The sequence below is a fragment of the Marichromatium bheemlicum genome (assembly GCF_012276755.1).
In the GTDB taxonomy this organism is placed as follows: domain Bacteria; phylum Pseudomonadota; class Gammaproteobacteria; order Chromatiales; family Chromatiaceae; genus Marichromatium; species Marichromatium bheemlicum.
In genome coordinates this window covers 314,059-332,899 of sequence record NZ_JAAXKX010000001.1, presented here as the reverse complement: position 1 = coordinate 332,899, position 18,841 = coordinate 314,059, and the positions used below count along the sequence as shown (strand labels likewise).

At 66.4% G+C, this 18,841-nt stretch carries 15 protein-coding genes and 1 CRISPR repeat array; of the genes, 10 read left to right on the top strand and 5 right to left on the bottom strand.

Going from position 1 to position 18,841, the window contains the following annotated elements; genetic code table 11:
• Positions 1-17: 17 nt before the first annotated feature.
• The 4 genes from HF203_RS01415 to ndk are packed head-to-tail and all read right to left on the bottom strand — an operon-like array spanning position 18 to position 3,366.
• On the bottom strand, positions 18-1,031 hold the full coding sequence (locus tag HF203_RS01415; RefSeq protein WP_168665819.1) for a RodZ domain-containing protein: 1,014 nt from the start codon (positions 1,029-1,031) through the stop codon (positions 18-20).
• Positions 1,003-1,827, bottom strand: a complete 825-nt coding sequence (pilW, locus tag HF203_RS01410) for a type IV pilus biogenesis/stability protein PilW (protein ID WP_168665817.1) — start codon at positions 1,825-1,827, stop codon at positions 1,003-1,005. Before pilW ends, HF203_RS01415 begins: the two co-directional genes overlap by 29 nt.
• Positions 1,824-2,918 (bottom strand): dual-specificity RNA methyltransferase RlmN, encoded by a 1,095-nt coding sequence (gene rlmN / locus HF203_RS01405; protein ID WP_168665815.1) that lies wholly within the window; start codon positions 2,916-2,918, stop codon positions 1,824-1,826. Before rlmN ends, pilW begins: the two co-directional genes overlap by 4 nt.
• Positions 2,919-2,937: 19 nt before the next feature.
• The gene (gene ndk / locus HF203_RS01400; RefSeq protein WP_005221611.1) at positions 2,938-3,366 is read right to left on the bottom strand and encodes a nucleoside-diphosphate kinase; all 429 of its coding nucleotides are present in this window, start codon (positions 3,364-3,366) and stop codon (positions 2,938-2,940) included.
• Between the two features lie 280 nt (positions 3,367-3,646).
• On the opposite strand from ndk, the gene HF203_RS01395 reads away from it, so the two are divergent.
• The 9 genes from HF203_RS01395 (at position 3,647) to purT (ending at position 15,838) form a co-directional block, all read left to right on the top strand.
• On the top strand, positions 3,647-4,606 hold the full coding sequence (locus tag HF203_RS01395) for an acetyltransferase (protein WP_168665814.1): 960 nt from the start codon (positions 3,647-3,649) through the stop codon (positions 4,604-4,606).
• Positions 4,607-4,772: 166 nt separating this feature from the next.
• The gene (locus tag HF203_RS01390) at positions 4,773-7,016 is read left to right on the top strand and encodes a CRISPR-associated endonuclease Cas3'' (protein ID WP_168665812.1); all 2,244 of its coding nucleotides are present in this window, start codon (positions 4,773-4,775) and stop codon (positions 7,014-7,016) included.
• Between the two features lie 15 nt (positions 7,017-7,031).
• Complete coding sequence (gene cas5c / locus HF203_RS01385) at positions 7,032-7,706, top strand: type I-C CRISPR-associated protein Cas5c (RefSeq protein WP_168665810.1); 675 nt, start codon at positions 7,032-7,034, stop codon at positions 7,704-7,706.
• Positions 7,703-9,541, top strand: coding sequence for a type I-C CRISPR-associated protein Cas8c/Csd1 (cas8c, locus tag HF203_RS01380; RefSeq protein WP_168665808.1), 1,839 nt, complete (start codon positions 7,703-7,705; stop codon positions 9,539-9,541). Before cas5c ends, cas8c begins: the two co-directional genes overlap by 4 nt.
• Positions 9,538-10,407, top strand: a complete 870-nt coding sequence (cas7c, locus tag HF203_RS01375) for a type I-C CRISPR-associated protein Cas7/Csd2 (RefSeq protein WP_168665806.1) — start codon at positions 9,538-9,540, stop codon at positions 10,405-10,407. Before cas8c ends, cas7c begins: the two co-directional genes overlap by 4 nt.
• Before the next feature lie 22 nt (positions 10,408-10,429).
• The gene (gene cas4 / locus HF203_RS01370; RefSeq protein ID WP_168665804.1) at positions 10,430-11,062 is read left to right on the top strand and encodes a CRISPR-associated protein Cas4; all 633 of its coding nucleotides are present in this window, start codon (positions 10,430-10,432) and stop codon (positions 11,060-11,062) included.
• A gap of 3 nt (positions 11,063-11,065) precedes the next feature.
• Positions 11,066-12,106 carry a type I-C CRISPR-associated endonuclease Cas1c gene (gene cas1c, locus HF203_RS01365; RefSeq protein WP_168665802.1) on the top strand — a complete coding sequence of 347 codons (1,041 nt, stop codon included), beginning with the start codon at positions 11,066-11,068 and terminating at the stop codon, positions 12,104-12,106.
• Positions 12,107-12,113: 7 nt separating this feature from the next.
• Positions 12,114-12,404: a CRISPR-associated endonuclease Cas2 gene (gene cas2 / locus HF203_RS01360; RefSeq protein WP_005221626.1), complete on the top strand. Its 291-nt coding sequence runs from the start codon at positions 12,114-12,116 to the stop codon at positions 12,402-12,404.
• Between the two features lie 184 nt (positions 12,405-12,588).
• A CRISPR array of direct repeats spans positions 12,589-13,688; the repeat unit is 32 nt; unit sequence GTCGCGCCCTATACGGGCGCGTGGATTGAAAC.
• Positions 13,689-14,656: 968 nt separating this feature from the next.
• A complete protein-coding gene (gene purT, locus HF203_RS01355; protein ID WP_168665799.1) occupies positions 14,657-15,838 on the top strand; it encodes a formate-dependent phosphoribosylglycinamide formyltransferase in 1,182 nt (393 codons plus the stop codon).
• Positions 15,839-16,182: 344 nt separating this feature from the next.
• Here the strand turns inward: purT and HF203_RS01350 are convergent, their stop codons facing one another.
• Positions 16,183-16,389, bottom strand: a complete 207-nt coding sequence (locus HF203_RS01350; protein WP_168665797.1) for a hypothetical protein — start codon at positions 16,387-16,389, stop codon at positions 16,183-16,185.
• A gap of 352 nt (positions 16,390-16,741) precedes the next feature.
• Between HF203_RS01350 and HF203_RS01345 the strand changes: the two genes are divergently transcribed.
• Positions 16,742-18,814 carry a TonB-dependent receptor plug domain-containing protein gene (locus tag HF203_RS01345; RefSeq protein WP_168665795.1) on the top strand — a complete coding sequence of 691 codons (2,073 nt, stop codon included), beginning with the start codon at positions 16,742-16,744 and terminating at the stop codon, positions 18,812-18,814.
• Positions 18,815-18,841 lie beyond the last annotated feature (27 nt).

The following is an 18,841-nucleotide window of genomic DNA, read 5'->3' as shown; positions in this document are numbered from 1 at the left end:
ATCGCAGCGCGCCGGACTCAGTCGGGCTGGCTGGGATCGAGGGTGAAGCGGGCGACATTGCCGCGGGCGCGCGCATCCAGATCGAACGGCTCGCCGTCGATGGTGAGACGCGCCATGGCAGTGTTGCCGATGATGAAGCGATAGGGCGGCTCGCCCTCGAGCACGCGTCGATCGCCGGCACGCAGCTCGCCGGTGAGGATGATGCGGCGGTTGACGTCGCGCACCTCGATCCAGCAGTTGCCGGTGAACTCGAGGGCGACCTCGGGGGGCGCCGCCGGGGATGTCGGAGACTCGATCACCACCTCGGGCGGCGTCTCGGTGTCCACCGGTGCGGATTCGGCCGTGGCGAGCGTCCTCGGCAACGCCGTGCTGCGTGGTACGGGTTCCAGGGGCGCTGGCTGCACTGGAACGGTGGGGACGGGTGCGGGCGTCGGCCGCGGCTCCGCCTGGGGGGCCGCGCTCATCGGCTGCGCCGGTGCCGCCGGGGGGGCGGTGACGGGGGCTGGGCCCGGGGTCGATGGCGTTACCGCTGTCTGCTGTGGCGGTGTGCGCGGGGCGCTCTGCGGGGGCTCGTCGGTCTGTTCGGCGATCGGCTCGGGGGTGAGTTCGGGGCGGCTCTGCCACCACAGCGCGAGCATGCCGATGGCCGCAGCGACGAGCGCCAGGCTGATCAAGCGCATCATCCAGCGCGAGGTGGCTTCGGCGAGGTTGCGTTGTGGGCGCGACCGCGTGGGCAGTGTCTTCTGCTGTTGAGGCGCGGCACGTGCTGCCTCGATCAGCGGGGTCGGATCAACGCCGAGCAGCCGGGCGTAGTTGCGCAGATAGCCGATCGCGAACACGGGGCCGGGCAATTGGTCGTAGCGATCCTGTTCGAGCGCCTCGATGGTCTCCGGGCGCAGGTGTAGCTGCGAGGCCACGCGCGTGATCTCGAGACCACGTGCCTCGCGCTGCTGGCGCAACCGTTGGCCGGGGTGCATGACGGTGTCTGGCGTGCTCGGCGCCTCAGGACTCGGTGATCTGATCTCGCTCATCCAACTGGACTCCCTGGGGTTCTCTGGCTGCCGCCGCATCGGAAAAGCGCTCGCGCAGCGCTTGCTGATAGAAATCGGCGCGCTGGTGGTTGCCGAGCTGTCGCTCGATGCGTACGCCGAGTTGCAGGGCCTCGCGCGAACTGGCCGCGGTGCGCAGGGTCTCGGGACCGAAGTAACGGTCGATGTCTCCCTTCGCCGCCTCGATCTCGCCGCGCGCATAGGTCAGCGCGGCGCGCTTGACCAGGGCCGGGCCAAAGTTCGGGTTGGCCGCGACGGCGGAGCGATAATACGCCTCCGCCTTGCTCACGTCGCCTGCCTTGCGGGCGCAGTCACCGGCGTTGGTCATGGTCACCCAGGGGGTGGCATAGAGCGGATTGTCGAGCGCCCGCTGGAAGTGGGCATCGGCATCGGCGTAGCGTTCCTCGCGGCACAGATAGGAGCCGTAGGCGTGGAGGACGTCGGGGTTCTTCGGCGCCAGGGCGACGGCGCGGGCGTAGTGCTCGGCAGCGAGCGCGTCCTGACTCAGCTGTTCGTAGAGAAAGGCCATCCAGACGTGGGCGCGGGGATAGCGACCGTCGGCCGTGATGGCTTGACGCGCGCGCCGGAAGGCGATCTCCATCTGACCACGGGCATAATACTGCTCGGCCATGCGGACATAGATCTCGGCCGGGCTGTTGTCGGGGCTGAGGCCGAGCGGATCGTCCTCAGGGCGCACCTCGGATTTGTCGACGCAGGCGGTCAGAAGGGTCAGACACAACAGGGCCAGCGCGATCGGGCGAGGCCAGCGAAGGATCATGGCGTTCCTATCCAGTCCTGTTTGAGTTGTACCTGGGCCTGGCGACGGGTGCGGTCCTGCACCCGGCCAACGAGTTGGCCACAGGCGGCGGCGATCTCCTCGCCCCGGGTCTTGCGGGTGGTCGCGATCAGCCCGGAGCGGATCAGGCGCTGGCGGAAGGCCTCGACCTGTTCGGGGGGGCTGGTGGCGTAATCGACCCCGGGGAAGGGGTTGAAGGGGATCAGGTTGATCTTCGACGGCGTGCCCTCGAGCAGACGGATGAGCTGCTTGGCATGGGCGATGCTGTCGTTGAGCCCGGCGATCATGATGTATTCCCAGGTCACCTTGCGGCGCTTGTCGGCGGCGACATAGCGGCGGCAGGCCGGGATCAGGTCGGCGAGCGGATATTTGCGGTTGATCGGCACCAGTTCGTCGCGCAACGCGTCGTTGGGGGCGTGCAGCGAGACAGCCAGCGAGACGTCGCTGACCTCGCGCAGGCGCTCGATCGCGGGGACGATACCGACGGTGCTTACGGTTACCCGCTGCTTGGCGAGCATATAGGCGAGATCGTCCTGCATGACGGCCATCGCCTTGACCACCGCGTCGAAGTTGGCGAGCGGCTCGCCCATGCCCATCATCACCACGTTGGTCGGTGATGCCTGGAGGTGGCGCGTGGCATGCCACACCTGGGCGACGATCTCGCTGACCGCGAGGTTGCGGTTGAAGCCCTGCTTGGCGGTGGCGCAGAAACGGCAGTCGAGTGCGCAACCGACCTGCGAGGAGACGCAGATGGTACTGCGGCGGCCCTCGGGGATGAATACGGTCTCGATGTGCTGACCATCGGTCAGCTCCATCACCCACTTGATGGTGCCATCGGCAGAGGGGTGGGCGTGGACGATTCGCGGCAGGCGAATCTCGGTGCGCTCGCGCAGCTGTTGGCGCAGCGCGAGCGGCAGATCCGTCATGGCGTCGAAGTCGACGACGCCATGCTTGTGGATCCACTTGAACAGGTTGCGGCCATGGAACGCCTTGCGGCCGAACTCGACGGCGAGCGCCTCGCAGTCGGCGCGGTCGAGGTCGAGCAGATTGGTCTTGGTCTCACTGGCGTTCATGGCCGTCACCGGATCAGGATCAGCGGGTGCGCTCGCAGACGCCCTCGGGGAAGAAGAAGGCGATCTCCTCGGCGGCGGTCTCGGGGGCGTCGGAGCCGTGCGCGGCGTTCTCGGTGAAGGAGTCGGCGAAGTCGGCGCGGATGGTGCCCGGGGCGGCCTCGGCCGGGTTGGTGGCACCCATGATCTCACGGTTCTTGGCGATGGCGCCCTCGCCCTCGAGGACCTGGACCATGACCGGGCCGGAGGTCATGAAGTCGACCAGCTCACCGAAGAAGGGACGCTCCTGGTGCACGGCGTAGAAGGCCGAGGCCTGCTCACGGCTCAGGTGCATCATGCGCGCGGCGACGATGCGCAGGCCAGCGGCCTCGAAACGCCCGAGGATGGCGCCGATGGCGTCCTTGGCGACGGCGTTGGGCTTGATGATGGAGAGGGTACGTTCGATGGCCATGGGGGCTCCTGAAGAACTCTGTGTAAGGATGTTAGGACACACGGACTTCTCCGGCTCTGGCAGCCACCAAACACGGTACCGTCGCCGGTCGTGCGCGAGGTCGAGCGGGGGGCCGATGAACCTGAGAAGACTAAAGAAGTCGGTGAATCAGCAAGTCTAACGTCAGCGGCGATACCGGGCAATGCCGGCGCACGATTGTCAGGGGCCGCTGGTGCTGGTTAGGCTGATACGGTTTTGGTCGAAGTCAACCGGGCTGGTGACGGCCGCAATGGAGGTGCGCATGGCCCTGTACGATGTCTTCAACGGCGACGCGGACGGACTCTGCGCGCTCCTGCAGCTGCACCTGGCCGAGCCACGCGCGAGCGTGTTGGTGACCGGGGTCAAGCGCGACATCGCGCTGCTCGATCGCGTCGAGGCCGGTGCCGGCGATGAGGTGCGGGTGCTCGACCTCTCGCTCGACAAGAACCGCGCCGCGCTCGAGCGGTTGCTCGCCGCCGGCGTGCGGGTGCGCTACTTCGATCATCACTTCCCCGGCGAGATCCCCTCGCACCCCGGACTCGAGGCCCATATCGACATCGCCCCCGATCGCGGCACCAGCCTGCTGGTCGACGCCGCGCTCGGCGGCGCCCAGCGCGCCTGGGCGGTGGTCGGTACCTTTGGCGACAACTTCGACGCCGCCGCGCGCCAGGCCGCCGCGCCGCTGGGGTTCGACGCGCCGACGCTCGAACGGCTGCGCGAACTCGGCATCTATCTCAACTACAACGGCTATGGCGCGCGGGTCGCCGACCTCCACTTCGATCCGGCGCTGCTCTTCGAGCGGCTGCGCCCCTATGCCGATCCGCGCGAGTTCATCGCCGCCGACCCGGTCTTCGGCCAGCTCCGCGACGGCTATGCCGACGACATGGCCCGCGCTGAGGCGTTGCGCCCCGAGGTCGACGAGACGGCGGGGCGGGTATTCGTGCTGCCCGATGCACCCTGGGCGCGGCGGGTCAGCGGGGTGTTTGCCAACGCCCAGGCCCAGGCCGCCCCGGAGCGCGCCCATGCGCTGCTCACCCGGCTGCCCGAGGGCGGTTTCCTGGTCAGCGTGCGCGCCCCGCTGGCGCGCCCCGACGGGGCCGACGCGCTGTGCCGCCAGTTCCCGAGCGGTGGTGGCCGCAAGGCCGCCGCCGGCATCAACCGCCTCGCCGAGGACGACTATCCACGCTTCGTCGAGACTTTCCTCACAACTTTTACCCTGTGATGGGGAAGTGCGTCCCTGGGTTAGGTTGATGCCTGGATAATCTGATTCTATAGGGGTAGAGTCGAAGGCGTTTTCTGGTCTCTCATGATTGGAGCGCGAGTACGGTCGCGCCAGTGATCCCGGTTGCTGGCCTTGATTGTGCGCGGTGTGCACAGGACGCGATTGGATGCAGCCCCCCAAGGATTGTGATTGCTTCGCCCATTCCTCGGATTCGGGCCGTTGGCAGCCGCTCGCCGAGCACCTGCACGCTGTTGCGCGCCTGGCCGCCGCTCGCGCTGCCCCCTTCGGTTGCGAGACGCTCGCCGAGGTCGCCGGGCTGCTCCACGATCTCGGCAAGTACACCACCGACTTCCAGCGCCGCCTGGCGGGCGAGGCGGTGCGGGTCGATCACGCCACCCGGGGCGCGCAGCTCGCGCTGGAGCACTACCCGGGGCTCGGCCAGCTGCTCGCCTATGCCATCGCCGGGCACCACGGCGGACTCGCCAACGGCGCCGAGTCCGGTGAGCGCACCGCGCTGCGCGAGCGGTTGGCGCGAGACGGGCTGCCGCCGCTGCTCGATGTCTGGCGCCACGAGATCGCGCTACCCGAGACACTGGAGCGACCGCCGCTCGTCGCGCACAGCCGCGAGCGCGGCATGTTCCAGCTCTCCTTCCTGGTGCGGATGCTGTTCTCGTGTCTGGTCGATGCCGATTATCTCGACACCGAGGCCTTCTACGATCGGGTCGAGCGTCTGCCGGGCGTTCGTCGCGAGACCTTGCGCGCGGCGCCCTCGCCGTCGCTGGCGGCGCTGCGCGATCGGCTCGACGCGCATCTCCTGGGGTTTGCTGCGTCGCGCCCCGTCGATCGGCTGCGCGGCGACATCCTCGATCATGTCCGGGGCCAGGCCGCGTTGCCGCCTGGGCTGTTCTCGCTCACCGTCCCCACCGGGGGCGGCAAGACCCTGACCTCACTGGCCTTCGCGCTCGATCACGCGCTGGTGCACGGGCTGCGGCGGGTGATCTGCGTCATCCCCTTCACCAGCATCGTCGAGCAGACCGCCGCGAGCTTCCGCGCGGCCCTCGGCGAGCTGGGCGAGCGCGCGGTGCTGGAGCATCACAGCGCCTTCGTGCCCTCGGCCGTGGACGAGGGCACGAAGGTGAGCGACAAGCTACGCCTGGCGATGGAGAATTGGGATGCCCCGATCGTCGTCACCACCGCCGTGCAGTTCTTCGAGAGTCTGTTCGCGGCGCGCCCCTCGCAGTGCCGCAAGCTCCACAACATTGCCGGCAGTGTGGTGATCCTCGACGAGGCCCAGACCCTGCCGCTGAAACTGCTGCGCCCCACCGTCGCCGCCATCGACGAGCTGGCACGTAACTACGGCTGCACCCTGGTGCTGTGCACCGCCACCCAGCCGGCGCTGAACGCCCCAGAGTTTCGCGGCGGGCTGGATGACGTGCGCGAACTCGCGCCCGACCCGCCGGCGCTCTACCGCCGGCTCGAACGGGTACGGATCGGTCATCTCGGCGAGGTCGATGACGCCGCCCTGGTCGCGCGTCTACAAGGGCACGCGCAGGTGCTCTGCATCGTCAACAATCGCCGCCATGCCCGCGCGCTCTATCAGGCGATCGCCGAGCAGCCGGGCGCCTGCCACCTCTCCACCCTGATGTGCGCGCGCCACCGCAGCGCGGTACTCGCCGAGGTGCGCGCGCGGCTGGACCGGGGCGCGCCCTGCCGGCTGGTGGCGACCTCACTGATCGAGGCCGGGGTGGATGTCTCCTTCCCGGTGGTCTATCGCGCCGAGGCCGGGCTCGACTCGATCGCCCAGGCCGCCGGGCGCTGCAACCGTCATGGCGAGGACCGGGCCGAGGACAGCCCGGTGTGGGTGTTCGCGCCCGCCGGCGACGCCTGGGCGCCACCGCCCGAGTTGAAGCAGTTCGCCCAGGCCGGGCGCGAGGTGCTGCGTCGACACGGCGAGGCACCGCTCGCCCCGGCGGCGATCGACGCCTATTTCCAGCACCTCTACTGGCAGCAGGGCGACGAGGCCCTGGACCGGCACGACCTGCTCGGGCTGCTGCGGCGCAGCCGCCCCGATGGGCTGCCGCTGGAGATGCTGGCGGCGTGCTATCGCCTGATCGAGACCACCCAGGTGGCGGTCATCGTGCCCTATGACGAGGCGGCGCGCGGTGCACTCGCGGCGCTGGAACACGTGCCGCGCTGCGGCGGCGTGGCGCGGCGGCTACAGCCCTATCTGGTGCAAGTGCCGGGGCGCGCCCTGGCCGAGTTGCGCGCTGCCGGTGCGGTACAGCCGGTGGCCGAGACCCGTTGGGGTGAACAGTTCCTGGCGCTCATGAACCCGGATCTCTACAGCTCCGACTTCGGGCTGTGGTGGGAGGAGCCGACCTTCGTGAGCACGGCCAACACGATCATCTGAGAGGAGAACAGCCGTATGAGCTTCGGCGTCCGATTGCACGTCTGGGGGGAGCGCGCCTGCTTCACCCGCCCGGAGATGAAGGTCGAGCGGGTGAGCTACGACATCATCACGCCCTCGGCGGCGCGCGGCATCCTCGAGGCGATCCACTGGAAGCCGGCCATCCGCTGGCACGTCGAACGCATCCAGGTGCTCCGCCCGATCCGTTTCGAGTCGATCCGGCGCAACGAGGTCGGGGGCAAGCTCTCCGCGGCGACGGTGCGCAAGGCGATCAAGGCGGGGACCACCGCCGGCGTGGCGAAGTGGGTCGAGGAGGACCGTCAGCAGCGCGCCGCGACCGTGCTGCGCGATGTCGGCTACGTGATCGAGGCCCACTTCTCGCTGACCGAGCGCGCCGGTGACGAGGACAACGTGGGCAAGCACCTCGACATCTTCAACCGGCGTGCGCGGCGCGGGCAGTGCTTCCACATGCCCTGTCTCGGGGTGCGCGAGTTCCCGGCCAGCTTCCGCCTGCTGGAGGACGACGAGCCGTCCCCCGCGGTCGCCGAGGCGCTCGCCGGTGAACGCGACCTCGGCTGGATGCTCCACGACATCGACTTCGCCAGCGGCATGACGCCGCGCTTCTTCCGCGCCCGCATGATCGACGGCCAGGTCGATGTCCCGGCCTGGGACGACACGGAGGTCCGGGCATGATCCTGCAAGCGCTCTATCGTCATTACCAGCACCTGCTGGAACGCGACACCGAGGGCGTCGCCGCGCTCGGCTACAGCCAGGAAAAGGTGAGCTACGCCATCGTGCTCGACCCGACGGGCGCGGTCGTCGCCGTCGACGATATCCGCGACACCAGCGGTAAGAAGCCCCGGCCTCGGTTGCTGGAGGTGCCGCAGTCGCAGCGAACTTCCAATGTCAAGCCCAATTTTCTGTGGGATAAGACCAGCTACGTGCTGGGGGTGAGTGCCTCCAGCAAGCGCGCAGCACAGGAGCACGCAGCCTTCGTGGCGTTGCATGAGTCCGCCCTGGCCGGGACCGAGGACCCCGGCCTGCTGGCGCTGCTGCGCTTCCTGCAGTGGTGGACGCCGGAGCGGTTCGTCCCCCCCATGTTCACCGACGAGGTGCTCGATACCAACCTGGTCTTCCGCCTCGACGGCGAGCGGCGCTATCTGCACCAGCGCGAGGCGGCGCGTCAGGCACAGGCAGTCTTGCTGGCGGATACCTGTGATGATGGTGTGCGCTCGATCTGTCTGGTGACTGGGGGGTGGCAACCCTTGGCGCGACTGCACCCACTAATCAAAGGGGTTAAGGGTACGAAACCAACGGGAGCTGCGATCGTCTCCTTCAATCCCAAGGCTTCTGAATCCTACGGTAAAGAAAAGGGTGGCAACGCCCCGGTCTCCCAGGCGGCAGCCTTCGGCTACACCACGGCACTCAATCACCTGCTGCGCCCGGGCGAGCACAACCATCAGCGTCTGCTGATCGGCGACACCACCGTGGTGTTCTGGGCCGAGACCGCCGCTGGTGCGCCGGCGCCCGAGGCCGAACTGTTGTTCGACCTGTTGCTCGATCCGCCGAGCGGTGACGCACCGCCCGACGAGGCGCAGGAGACACAGCGGGTGCGCGAGGTGCTGGAGGACGTGCGCCGGGGACGCCCCCTGGTCGGGCGTGATCCCGGACTGGCGCCGGACACGCGGATGTTCGTGCTGGGGCTTGCGCCCAACGCCTCGCGGTTGTCGGTGCGCTTCTGGCAGGTCGATACCCTGGATGCATTGACCCGGCGTCTCGCCCAACATGCCGAGGACCTGCGGCTCGAACCCGTGCCCTGGCGCACCGCGCCCGGGGTGCGGCGGCTGGTGCTGGCGACGGTGCCGCATCGCGACGGCGCCATGCCGAAGATGGACGACGCCTTCGACAACCTGGTCGGTGAGCTGCTGCGCGCCATCCTCGGCGGTGGCCGCTATCCGCGTAGCCTGCTGGCCAATACCATCATGCGCATTCGTACCGACGGCCATCTCAGCGGGCTGCGCGTGGCCATCTGCAAGGCCGTGCTGACGCGCGAGCAGCGGCTCGGTAACCCACCGCGCCCGGCAGCGGCGCGCGGCTCGATACACACGTCCGAGGAGGAGATCCCCGTGAGTCTTGACACCCGATCGACCCAGCCCGGCTATCTGCTCGGGCGGCTGTTCGCGCTGCTGGAGCACATCCAGCGCGGCGCGCTCGGCACGCAGGTCAACGCTACCATCCGCGATCGCTATTACGGTGCAGCCTCGGCCACGCCGGCCTCGATCTTTCCGGTGCTGCTGCGCAACACCCAGAATCATCTCGCCAAGCTGCGCAAGGAGCGCACGGGGTTGGCGGTGACGCTGGAGCAACAGCTCGGCGCGATCGTCGACGGGTTGCCGGAGCGCTTCCCGCGCAGCCTGCGCATCGAGGACCAGGGGCGCTTCGCTATCGGTTACTACCACCAGACCCAGGCGTTCTATACCAAACGCGCCGCCGCCGACGATACCGACTCAGAAGGAACCGACGCATGACTGCCATCGCCCACCGCTACGAATTCGTCTATCTGTTCGACGTCACCAACGGCAACCCCAACGGTGACCCGGACGCGGGCAATCTGCCCCGACTCGACCCCGAGACCAACTGCGGTCTGGTCACCGACGTCTGTCTCAAGCGCAAGATCCGCAACTTCGTCGGCCTCGCCAAGGAGGCCGAGCCGGGGTACGAGATCTACATGCAGGAGAAGGCGGTGCTCAATCAGCAGCACCAACGCGGCTACGCGGCGATCGAGGTCGAGCCGGTCTCTAAGAAGCTGCCTAACGACAAGGCTAAGGCCCAGGAGCTGACCGACTGGATGTGCCGCAACTTCTTCGACGTGCGCACCTTCGGCGCGGTGATGACCACCGAGGTCAATGCCGGCCAGGTGCGCGGGCCGGTGCAGCTCGGCTTCGCCAGCTCGATCGAGCCGGTGTTGCCGCTGGAGGTCTCGATTACCCGCATGGCCGTGACCAACGACCGCGACGTCGACAAGGAGCGAACGATGGGGCGCAAGCACATCCTGCCCTATGGTCTGTATCGCGCCCACGGCTTCGTCTCGGCCAAGCTCGCCGAGCGCACCGGGTTCTCCGCTGCCGACCTGGAGCTGTTGTGGCAGTCGCTCATCAACATGTTCGAGCACGACCGCTCGGCCGCGCGCGGCGAAATGGCCGCGCGCAAGCTGATCGTCTTCGAGCACGAGAGTGCGCTCGGTAATGCCCCGGCGCACCAGTTGTTCGATGCCGTGGAGGTCTGCCGTGCCCCCGGCGAGGACGACCGACCCGCGCGCAGCTTCAAGGACTATCGTGTCGACATCGCGCATGCCGCCATCCCGCAGGGCGTGCGGGTGATCGAGAAGCTCTGACCCCGAGGAGGAGGGCCGGGACATGGACGACACCGATTTCATCCCGCTCTCGGCCCTCCAGCACTATCTCTACTGTCCGCGCCAGTGTGCGCTGATCCATCTCGAACGGCTCTGGGAGGAGAACGCCTATACCGCCCAGGGTCGCCTGCTCCACGATCGCGCCGACCGGCCCGGCGCCGAGCTGCGTCACGGCGTGCGGACCCTGACCGCGTTGCCGCTGGCCCAGGCCGAGCTGGGGATCGGCGGTGTCGCCGATATCGTCGAGATGCACCCTCGACCGGATGGGCCGTGCCCCTATCCGGTGGAGTACAAGCGCGGGCGACCGAAGTCGCACCGCGCCGACGAGGTCCAGCTCTGCGCCCAGGCGCTTTGTCTGGAGGCGATGTTCGGGCGGGCCGTGCCCGAGGGCGCGCTCTACTATGGTCGGGCGCGGCGGCGCAAGCTGGTGTGCTTCGATCCCGCCCTGCGCGAGCTGACGCTGGAGACCATCCAGGCGGTGCGTGCCATGTTCACCGCCGGATGCACGCCTACCGCACGCTATCTGGCGTCGCGCTGCGACGCCTGCTCGTTGATCGAGCACTGTCAGCCCCGGTTGCTGGGGCGCACGGACGGTGTCGATGCCTGGTTGCACGGCCAGCTCGACCGGGAGGACTGAGGGATGCGTCGTCTGCTCAATACGTTGTACGTGACCACCGAAGGGGCCTGGATCAGGAAGGATGGCGCCAATATCGTGGTCGAAGTCGAGGGGACCGAACGGGGACGGCTCCCCATCCACATGCTCGAATCACTGGTGTGTCTCGGGCGGATGATGGTCTCGCCTCAGTTGCTCGGTTATTGCGCCGAGCAGGGGGTCTGCGTCTCCTTCCTGTCACCGAACGGACGCTTTTTGGCACGCATGGAAGGACCGGTCTCGGGCAACGTGCTGTTGCGGCGCGAGCAGTACCGGCGCAGCGATGAGTCCTCGCGCTGTGCCGCACTCGTGCGCAACCTGCTGACCGGCAAGGAGCACAACCAGCGCGCCGTGATCGGTCGGGCACTGCGTGATCACGGCATGAACCTCGCACCAGAGGCGCGTGCCGCGTTGGAGCAGGTCCGCAAGGGGTTGCGACGCATCATCATCCGCCTCCGTGAGGAGGCGTCGCTGGAGGTGCTGCGCGGGCTCGAAGGAGATGCGGCGCGCGCCTACTTCGGTGTCTACGGTCATCTGGTGCGGGTCGATCTGGGCGAGCATGCCTTCAACGGTCGCAACCGTCGCCCGCCACGTGACCCCGTCAACGCGCTGCTGTCCTTCCTCTATACACTGCTCACCCACGACTGTCGCTCGGCGCTGGAGACCGTCGGGCTCGATCCGGCGGTGGGATTCCTGCACCGTGACCGACCCGGACGGCCCAGCCTCGCGCTCGATCTGGTCGAAGAGCTGCGTCCGGTCGTCGCCGACCGTCTGGCGCTGACCCTGCTCAATCGCAAGCAGCTCACCAGGCGCGACTTCATCGTCCTCGACAATGGTGCCGTGTTGCTCGAAGAGGGGGCGCGCAAGACGTTGCTGAGCGCCTATCAGGAGCGCAAGCGCGAGATGGTGCAGCATCTCTTCTTCGAAGAGCAGGCGCCGCTCGGCCTGTTCCCGCTGCTCCAGGCGCAACTGCTCGCCCGCCACCTGCGCGGCGATCTCGACGCCTATCCGCCCTGTCTGTGGAGGTGAATCCACCATGATGGTGTTGGTCAGCTATGACGTCAGTACCCGCGAACCGGAAGGGCCGAAGCGGCTGCGGCAGGTGGCCAAGGCATGCCTCGATTATGGGCAGCGTGTTCAGTTCTCGGTCTTTGAGATCGAGGTCGAGCCGGGACAGTGGGCGCTGCTCAAACAACGGTTGCTAGACCTGATCGACCCGCAGCAGGACAGCCTGCGCTTCTACTATCTCGGCAAGAATTGGCAGCGTCGTGTCGAACACATCGGCGCGAAGGAGACGCTCGACCTGCATGGCCCCTTGATCCTCTAGCGGGAAAAACGCGAACCACAAGTGACCGGCGAAACCCCGGGAGGTTCGCGAATTTTCATCTCGATGATTTTTAAGCGTATTTTTTCGTGGTTCGCCGGTTCAAGCCTGGTTTGACAAAAAATCACCGCCGGTTCGCGAAATCGGCCGAAGTGCCATCGGCGTTTCAGTGAGTTAGGATGACCGCGTCGCGCCCTATACGGGCGCGTGGATTGAAACTGCGGCTCCGGCAAGAGGGGGATGGTAGGCGCGTGTCGCGCCCTATACGGGCGCGTGGATTGAAACCAACCGCATCCATGTCGGCCGGCACGACATCGGCTGTCGCGCCCTATACGGGCGCGTGGATTGAAACAGCAGGGAGTTTAGCAGGACTAAACATGCTGTCAAGTCGCGCCCTATACGGGCGCGTGGATTGAAACGCACATCAGCAGGTTCGCGAACGCCTCGGCGCTGGTCGCGCCCTATACGGGCGCGTGGATTGAAACGCGGCACGCGCCCCTCAGGCGCGCTCAGCTGCGCGTCGCGCCCTATACGGGCGCGTGGATTGAAACGATGTCGACCCGGTCGATCACGCGCGCGTCGACATGTCGCGCCCTATACGGGCGCGTGGATTGAAACCGGGCCTATGGTGACGTGCTCGGCGTCAAGACCGGTCGCGCCCTATACGGGCGCGTGGATTGAAACTGCTCGCGAGCGCCGGTATCGGCGCACTGACTCCGGTCGCGCCCTATACGGGCGCGTGGATTGAAACCTGCGGTAGAGCATCTCTCACTCCTCGGCTCCGCCGCGTCGCGCCCTATACGGGCGCGTGGATTGAAACAATGGCGTCGCGGTCCAGCTCGAAGACCCTGACGTCGCGCCCTATACGGGCGCGTGGATTGAAACCAAAGGGAATTATCGCCGAGGACGAAAACAAGAATCGGTCGCGCCCTATACGGGCGCGTGGATTGAAACACTCCGCCGTATCCGGCCGAGCACATCACCTTCCGGGTCGCGCCCTATACGGGCGCGTGGATTGAAACTCTGGCGCCGGGATATAGAGGTTGCGGCGCCACGGTCGCGCCCTATACGGGCGCGTGGATTGAAACCCTTGGCCGATGTGGATTCGTCCGCCTCCGAGAAGTCGCGCCCTATACGGGCGCGTGGATTGAAACAATTACCCCGGCGCCGCCTACCCCAAGGTCTGGCGGTCGCGCCCTATACGGGCGCGTGGATTGAAACGCGAGCAGGCGGTCGAACTGCTCAGTGTCGTCTCGTCGCGCCCTATACGGGCGCGTGGATTGAAACATCCGCGCCACCTGATCCTCTGTCATCCCGGTAAAGGTCAGGGCTATCGCATCAAGCACCTCTAATATTCGATTACGCTAATATTAGATATAATTCAAAGCGATAGGGGGTTCTGCACTCGTTGCTTAAGACGAGGTTTCGCCGAGGGCTCGCTTCTTGGCGCCATGATCAAGACGAAGCCTCGCTCCAGTTGCGGATCTTGTCTTGCACAGTCCGAGATCTTTCGTGGGAATAAGGACGGAGTTTCGATGCACGATGGCGACAATAGACTGATATCAAAAGATATTGGCATCTTATAATATTAGAGATCCTTGATGCGATAGCCCTGCGGTAAAGGTCGCGCCCTATACGGGCGCGTGGATTGAAGCCTGGGTCTCGATCCCGGTAGAACTCCGGGGCCGTTGGGGCGTGCCCTATTGTTCGTGATACGGATTTACGGGCCTGTGTCTGGGTGGGGCGGGGGACTTCGGGCTCGGGTCAAGTGACCGGCTCTGTGGCTTGTAAAGGCTCTCGTCGTGGGTGCTGCTCGCCGGGGGCTGGACAGGTTACGGGGACGATGGCCTCCTCGATCGAGGTCTGTCGGAGCCGGGGACCTTTCTCTTGCTTCTTACAGGCCGTGTTCGCGGCCTGTCGCGCGGCAAGGGTCGGCAGAGGAACTGCATGAGCGGTTCGAGATCATGCGGTTTGTACCCGGGTCGTCCTCGGTGCGGTTGCGTTCTACAAATGTCTCGTTCAGCGCTCCTGTCATCTCGGTCTGTCCTGCGTCGTCTGGATCCTAGTGGTGCGGGCGGAGTACCATCGGCCGCGCCCTTGCCGGAGCGACGCGCATGAGCGTGTCGGGACTAGGATTGCTCCGGGGTCTCCCCGCTGCGGGTGCGGCGGATGTGTCTGACTCGCGGAGACCGGCTGCGGCTGACTGGAGTGCCGCGTTCCATCTTGAAGCCACCACCCCGACAAGCAGAGACCACATGCCTACGATCGGAACCCCCTTCTCTCCCAACGCGACCAAGGTCCTGCTCTGCGGGGCGGGTGAACTCGGCAAGGAGGTCGTCATCGAGTTCAAGCGCCTCGGGCTCGAGGTCATCGCCTGTGATCGCTATGCCAATGCGCCGGCCATGCAGGTCGCCGATCGCGCCTACAGTTTCTCGATGCTCGACGGTGCCGAGCTGCGCCGGGTGATCGAACTCGAGCGCCCCGACTACATCGTCCCCGAGATCGAGGCGATCGCCACCGACACCCTGTTGGAGCTGGAGGCCGAGGGCTTCAATGTCGTGCCGACGGCGCGGGCGACTCGATTGACGATGAACCGCGAGGGCATCCGCCGGCTGGTCGCCGAGGAGTTGGGGCTGCCGACCTCACCCTATCGCTTCGCTGACACGCGTGAGGCGTTCGGGCAGGCGGTCGCCGAGATCGGGTTGCCCTGCGTGGTCAAACCGATCATGAGTTCCTCGGGCAAGGGGCAGAGCCTGGTGCGCGATGCCGCTGAGCTCGATCATGCTTGGGGCTATGCTCAGGCCGGTGGACGCGCCGGTGGCGGGCGGGTGATCGTCGAGGGGTTCATCGCCTTCGATTACGAGATCACCCTGCTGACCGTGCGTCACCGTGACGGCACCGCCTTTTGCGCGCCGATCGGGCATCGTCAGGAGGACGGCGACTATCGTGAGTCCTGGCAGCCGCACCCGATGACCCCGACGGCACTGGCGCGGGCGCGTGAGATCGCGGCGCGGGTGACCGAGGCGCTGGGTGGGCGCGGGATCTTCGGGGTCGAGCTGTTCGTGCGCGGCGACGAGGTGATCTTCAGCGAGGTCTCGCCGCGTCCTCACGACACCGGCATGGTCACCCTGATCTCGCAGGATCTCTCGGAGTTTGCGCTCCACGCTCGCGCCATCCTCGGGCTGCCGATCCCAGAGATCCGCCAGCACGGCCCGGCGGCCTCTGCGGTCATTCTGGTCGAGGGGGAGTCGCCCCGACCCCGTTTCACCAATCTGGCCGAGGCCCTGGCCGAGCCGGGTACGGATCTGCGCCTGTTCGGTAAACCCGAGGTGTTGGGACGTCGTCGCATGGGGGTGGCGCTGGCGTGTGGCCATGATATCGAGGATGCCAAGGCGCGGGCGCTGCGGGCTGCATCGCGGGTGCGGGTCGAACTTTGAGCGAGGGGCTGCGGTGTCGCCGGCTCGGGCCCTGGCCTCGGTCGGTGTCACCGGGTCCCTGCCGCGCTGCGGTGGGTAACACGGGTAGGCGCGGGTGTGCTGGGCTGGGAATCACCCCGGGGCGTGTCGTCGTCTCGAACACGTTAAGAGGACGTGAGGCGTGGCCTGAGGTGTCTGTGGTGGGTGCCCGCCAGGTAAATCGGTCGGCGATTGCGATGGGCTGACGGGAGACGCGAGGCTTACCGCTGGTGGTGGGGTTGCCTGTCTTGCGAAGTGGGGGCGCTGGTGAGCCGGGACGGGAGGACGGCATGCCCGCCGTCGCCGGCTCGTCGCCTGTGAGGCCCTCAGCTGGGGTGGTTGGCGAGGGTCTCGGTGGTGATGGGCTGCGGCTCCGTGGCGCAGAACGGGGGGCATCCGGCGACCCAACCCGCGACGGGTTCGAGCATCTGGTTATCGGCCGCGTCCTTGTCCCATCCTTGATCTTGTGCAGGGATGGGCAGCTGGGTGGAAAGGCTGAATGAAAGCGCGGCTAGCGTAATCAGGTTGATCATTGGCTGATCCTTTTCCTTGGTTGACGGTTGGTCCAACTTGAGCGCAATGAGTGGTCGCGTTTTTATTTATTACAGTCGATGATAGCATTCAAATCAAGTCTATTTGAAGACGGTTGCGGATCGATTCTCATTGCGCGCTTCGACCGCCTGTCTGTGCCCTGGCGCCGGGCCAGGGGTAGGATTTGCCCGCCTGTCAGCTGACCATTTTGCGCGTACTCTTTGCGTGTTCTAATCGGCCGCCGAGACCCGAGAAGGAATCGCTTCTCGATATCTTTCGGGGTAATGGGTCATGTTCCCGTGCTCGATTGCTGAATGGGGATGAGGGCTCAACTCGAAGAAGCGTCGAATCCGTATGAATCTTTTTCGTTTCGTGTCCGGCTGGCGCGAGGGGTGTGCGTGTTCCCAGTGGGGACTGCGGCTCGGTCGGTTGATCTGTGCGAGTGCCCTGGCGTGGGGTGCGGGGCTGCTGACCGGCGCCGCGCTGGCCGGAGACGAGGAGCAGATCGAGGGGCTGCTGGATCTGCTGGAGACCGAGACGCGGCTGGCGACCCGGAGTGGTATGAACGCCGATTTCGTCCCCGGGATGGCGACTATCCTGCTCGGCGACGAGATGTTGGCGCGTGGTGCGCGCACCGTCTGGGAGGCATTGGCCCTGGTTCCGGGGATCAGCCCCGCACTCGAGGTCACCGGTGAGCGCCAGGTGCTCAGTCGCGGTGTCGGGCATGGCTATGGTTCGGGCAACATCAAGATCTTGCTCGATGGGGTGTCGATGAACTCGACCCTGATGGCCACCGCCAACCCGGTACTCAATATCCCCCTCGAGCAGATCGAGCGCATCGAGGTGATCCGTGGCCCCGGTTCCTCGGTGCATGGTGAGTATGCCTTTGCCGGCGTGGTTAACCTCATCACCCGCACCCGTGATCGTGCACTCGGGGTGATGGCAGGGGAGGGGGCCGAGCGGGGAATCAACGGGCGTTGGTTCTGGGAGGACCCGACCCGCGATCTGGCCTTCTCGATCAACCTTGCCGGTGTCGAGGCCGATGGGGTCGAGGCTTGGGTCGAGCGCGATGCCCTCGGCCCCCTCGCGCTCGATGGGCTGTCCAATGCCCCGGGGCCGGCCAATACCGCATTGCGCCACCATGCGCTCTTCTCGGATCTGCGCTGGGGGGCGAGCTTTGCCAAGCTGCGCCTGATCGATGATGCCACCGGTGACCATTTCGGCATCAATCACTTCCTTCCCCCGGATGATGGCAACCTGGCCGCGCGCCAGCGTTATCTGGCGCTCCAGCTCGGACACCGGTTGACGCTCACCGAAGAGGGCGAGGTCGAGTTGCGCGCCGAGGCGATCAGTCACGAGCGTGACCGCGATCGCTTGTTCGTCTTCCCCGCCGGTTATCTCGGCGAGGCGGCGGTGTTCATGGATCAGGATTATCGTGAACGACGCTACGAACTCGCTGCCGACCTGCACTGGTATGGCGTGCAGGGCCATGCCTTGCTGCTGGGGCTGGAAGCGGCCCATGTCGAGGTCGATGAGGCGCGTTGGACGTGGTCGGGCTATCCGCTCGCGCTCGATCCCGATTGGCTCGACGACGATCGCTCGCGGCGGATCCTCAGCGCCCTGGTGCAGGACCAGTTCAACCTCGGTGAGCGGGTGATGCTGACCGCGACCCTGCGCTATGACGACTACAGTGATGTCGGCGGGCTGTTCAGCCCGCGTCTTGCCGCGGTCTGGCGGATCGATGCGTCGAACATTCTCAAGCTACAGTATGCCCGGGCCTTTCGGCCGCCGACCTTCTACGAACTGGACTACGCGCGCAGCCCCAGGCTGCGGGCTGGCGAGATCGCCAGTTACGAGTTCGGCTACATCTTCAAACGCCCGAGTTGGGAGACGCGCCTGATCCTGTTCCACTCCGATCTCACCCGGCCGATCCAGTTCGACGATCGCGACCTCGATGGTTTCATCAACGGTCCGGATGCCGTGCTACAGGGTGTCGAGCTGGAATATCAGCATCGCTTCGGTGCCCACTTCAAGGTCGATGCCAACCTGTCGTTGGTGAACGCGCGCCGGCGTGATGGCGATGAGCCACTGGCCGGTGGTGCCGATCTGTTGGCTAACCTGGCGCTGTTGTGGCGTCCGCGTGAGCGCTGGACGGCGGCGTTGCAGTTGCGTCACGTCGGTGCGCGGCATCGTGCCGAACATGATCCGCGCGATGCGATCGATGCCAGTACCCAGATCGACCTGACGTTGAGCTATCGTCAGGTGGGGCGTGGCCCCTTTGTCCATCTGGGGGTGAAGAATCTCGCCGATGCCGAGGTGTGGTACCCCGATCAACTCACCAGTTACGATGGTATTGGGCTGGTCTATCCCGATGGTTATCCCACCCCCGGGCGCCGTTGGTGGCTGTCCCTCGGATATACCTTTTGAGGCGAGCAAGGATGTCCCCAGCGGTTG

Excerpts from the sequence above, each read along its gene's own strand:
- cas8c (WP_168665808.1), top strand. The coding sequence starts at position 7,703 with ATGATCCTGCAAGCGCTCTATCGTCATTACCAGCACCTGCTGGAACGC.
- purT (WP_168665799.1), top strand. The coding sequence starts at position 14,657 with ATGCCTACGATCGGAACCCCCTTCTCTCCCAACGCGACCAAGGTCCTG.
- cas7c (WP_168665806.1), top strand. The coding sequence starts at position 9,538 with ATGACTGCCATCGCCCACCGCTACGAATTCGTCTATCTGTTCGACGTC.
- HF203_RS01390 (WP_168665812.1), top strand. The coding sequence starts at position 4,773 with ATGCAGCCCCCCAAGGATTGTGATTGCTTCGCCCATTCCTCGGATTCG.
- cas5c (WP_168665810.1), top strand. The coding sequence starts at position 7,032 with ATGAGCTTCGGCGTCCGATTGCACGTCTGGGGGGAGCGCGCCTGCTTC.
- HF203_RS01415 (WP_168665819.1), bottom strand. The coding sequence starts at position 1,031 with ATGAGCGAGATCAGATCACCGAGTCCTGAGGCGCCGAGCACGCCAGAC.
- HF203_RS01350 (WP_168665797.1), bottom strand. The coding sequence starts at position 16,389 with ATGATCAACCTGATTACGCTAGCCGCGCTTTCATTCAGCCTTTCCACC.
- cas4 (WP_168665804.1), top strand. The coding sequence starts at position 10,430 with ATGGACGACACCGATTTCATCCCGCTCTCGGCCCTCCAGCACTATCTC.
- pilW (WP_168665817.1), bottom strand. The coding sequence starts at position 1,827 with ATGATCCTTCGCTGGCCTCGCCCGATCGCGCTGGCCCTGTTGTGTCTG.
- ndk (WP_005221611.1), bottom strand. The coding sequence starts at position 3,366 with ATGGCCATCGAACGTACCCTCTCCATCATCAAGCCCAACGCCGTCGCC.
- HF203_RS01395 (WP_168665814.1), top strand. The coding sequence starts at position 3,647 with ATGGCCCTGTACGATGTCTTCAACGGCGACGCGGACGGACTCTGCGCG.
- rlmN (WP_168665815.1), bottom strand. The coding sequence starts at position 2,918 with ATGAACGCCAGTGAGACCAAGACCAATCTGCTCGACCTCGACCGCGCC.
- cas2 (WP_005221626.1), top strand. The coding sequence starts at position 12,114 with ATGATGGTGTTGGTCAGCTATGACGTCAGTACCCGCGAACCGGAAGGG.
- HF203_RS01345 (WP_168665795.1), top strand. The coding sequence starts at position 16,742 with ATGAATCTTTTTCGTTTCGTGTCCGGCTGGCGCGAGGGGTGTGCGTGT.
- cas1c (WP_168665802.1), top strand. The coding sequence starts at position 11,066 with ATGCGTCGTCTGCTCAATACGTTGTACGTGACCACCGAAGGGGCCTGG.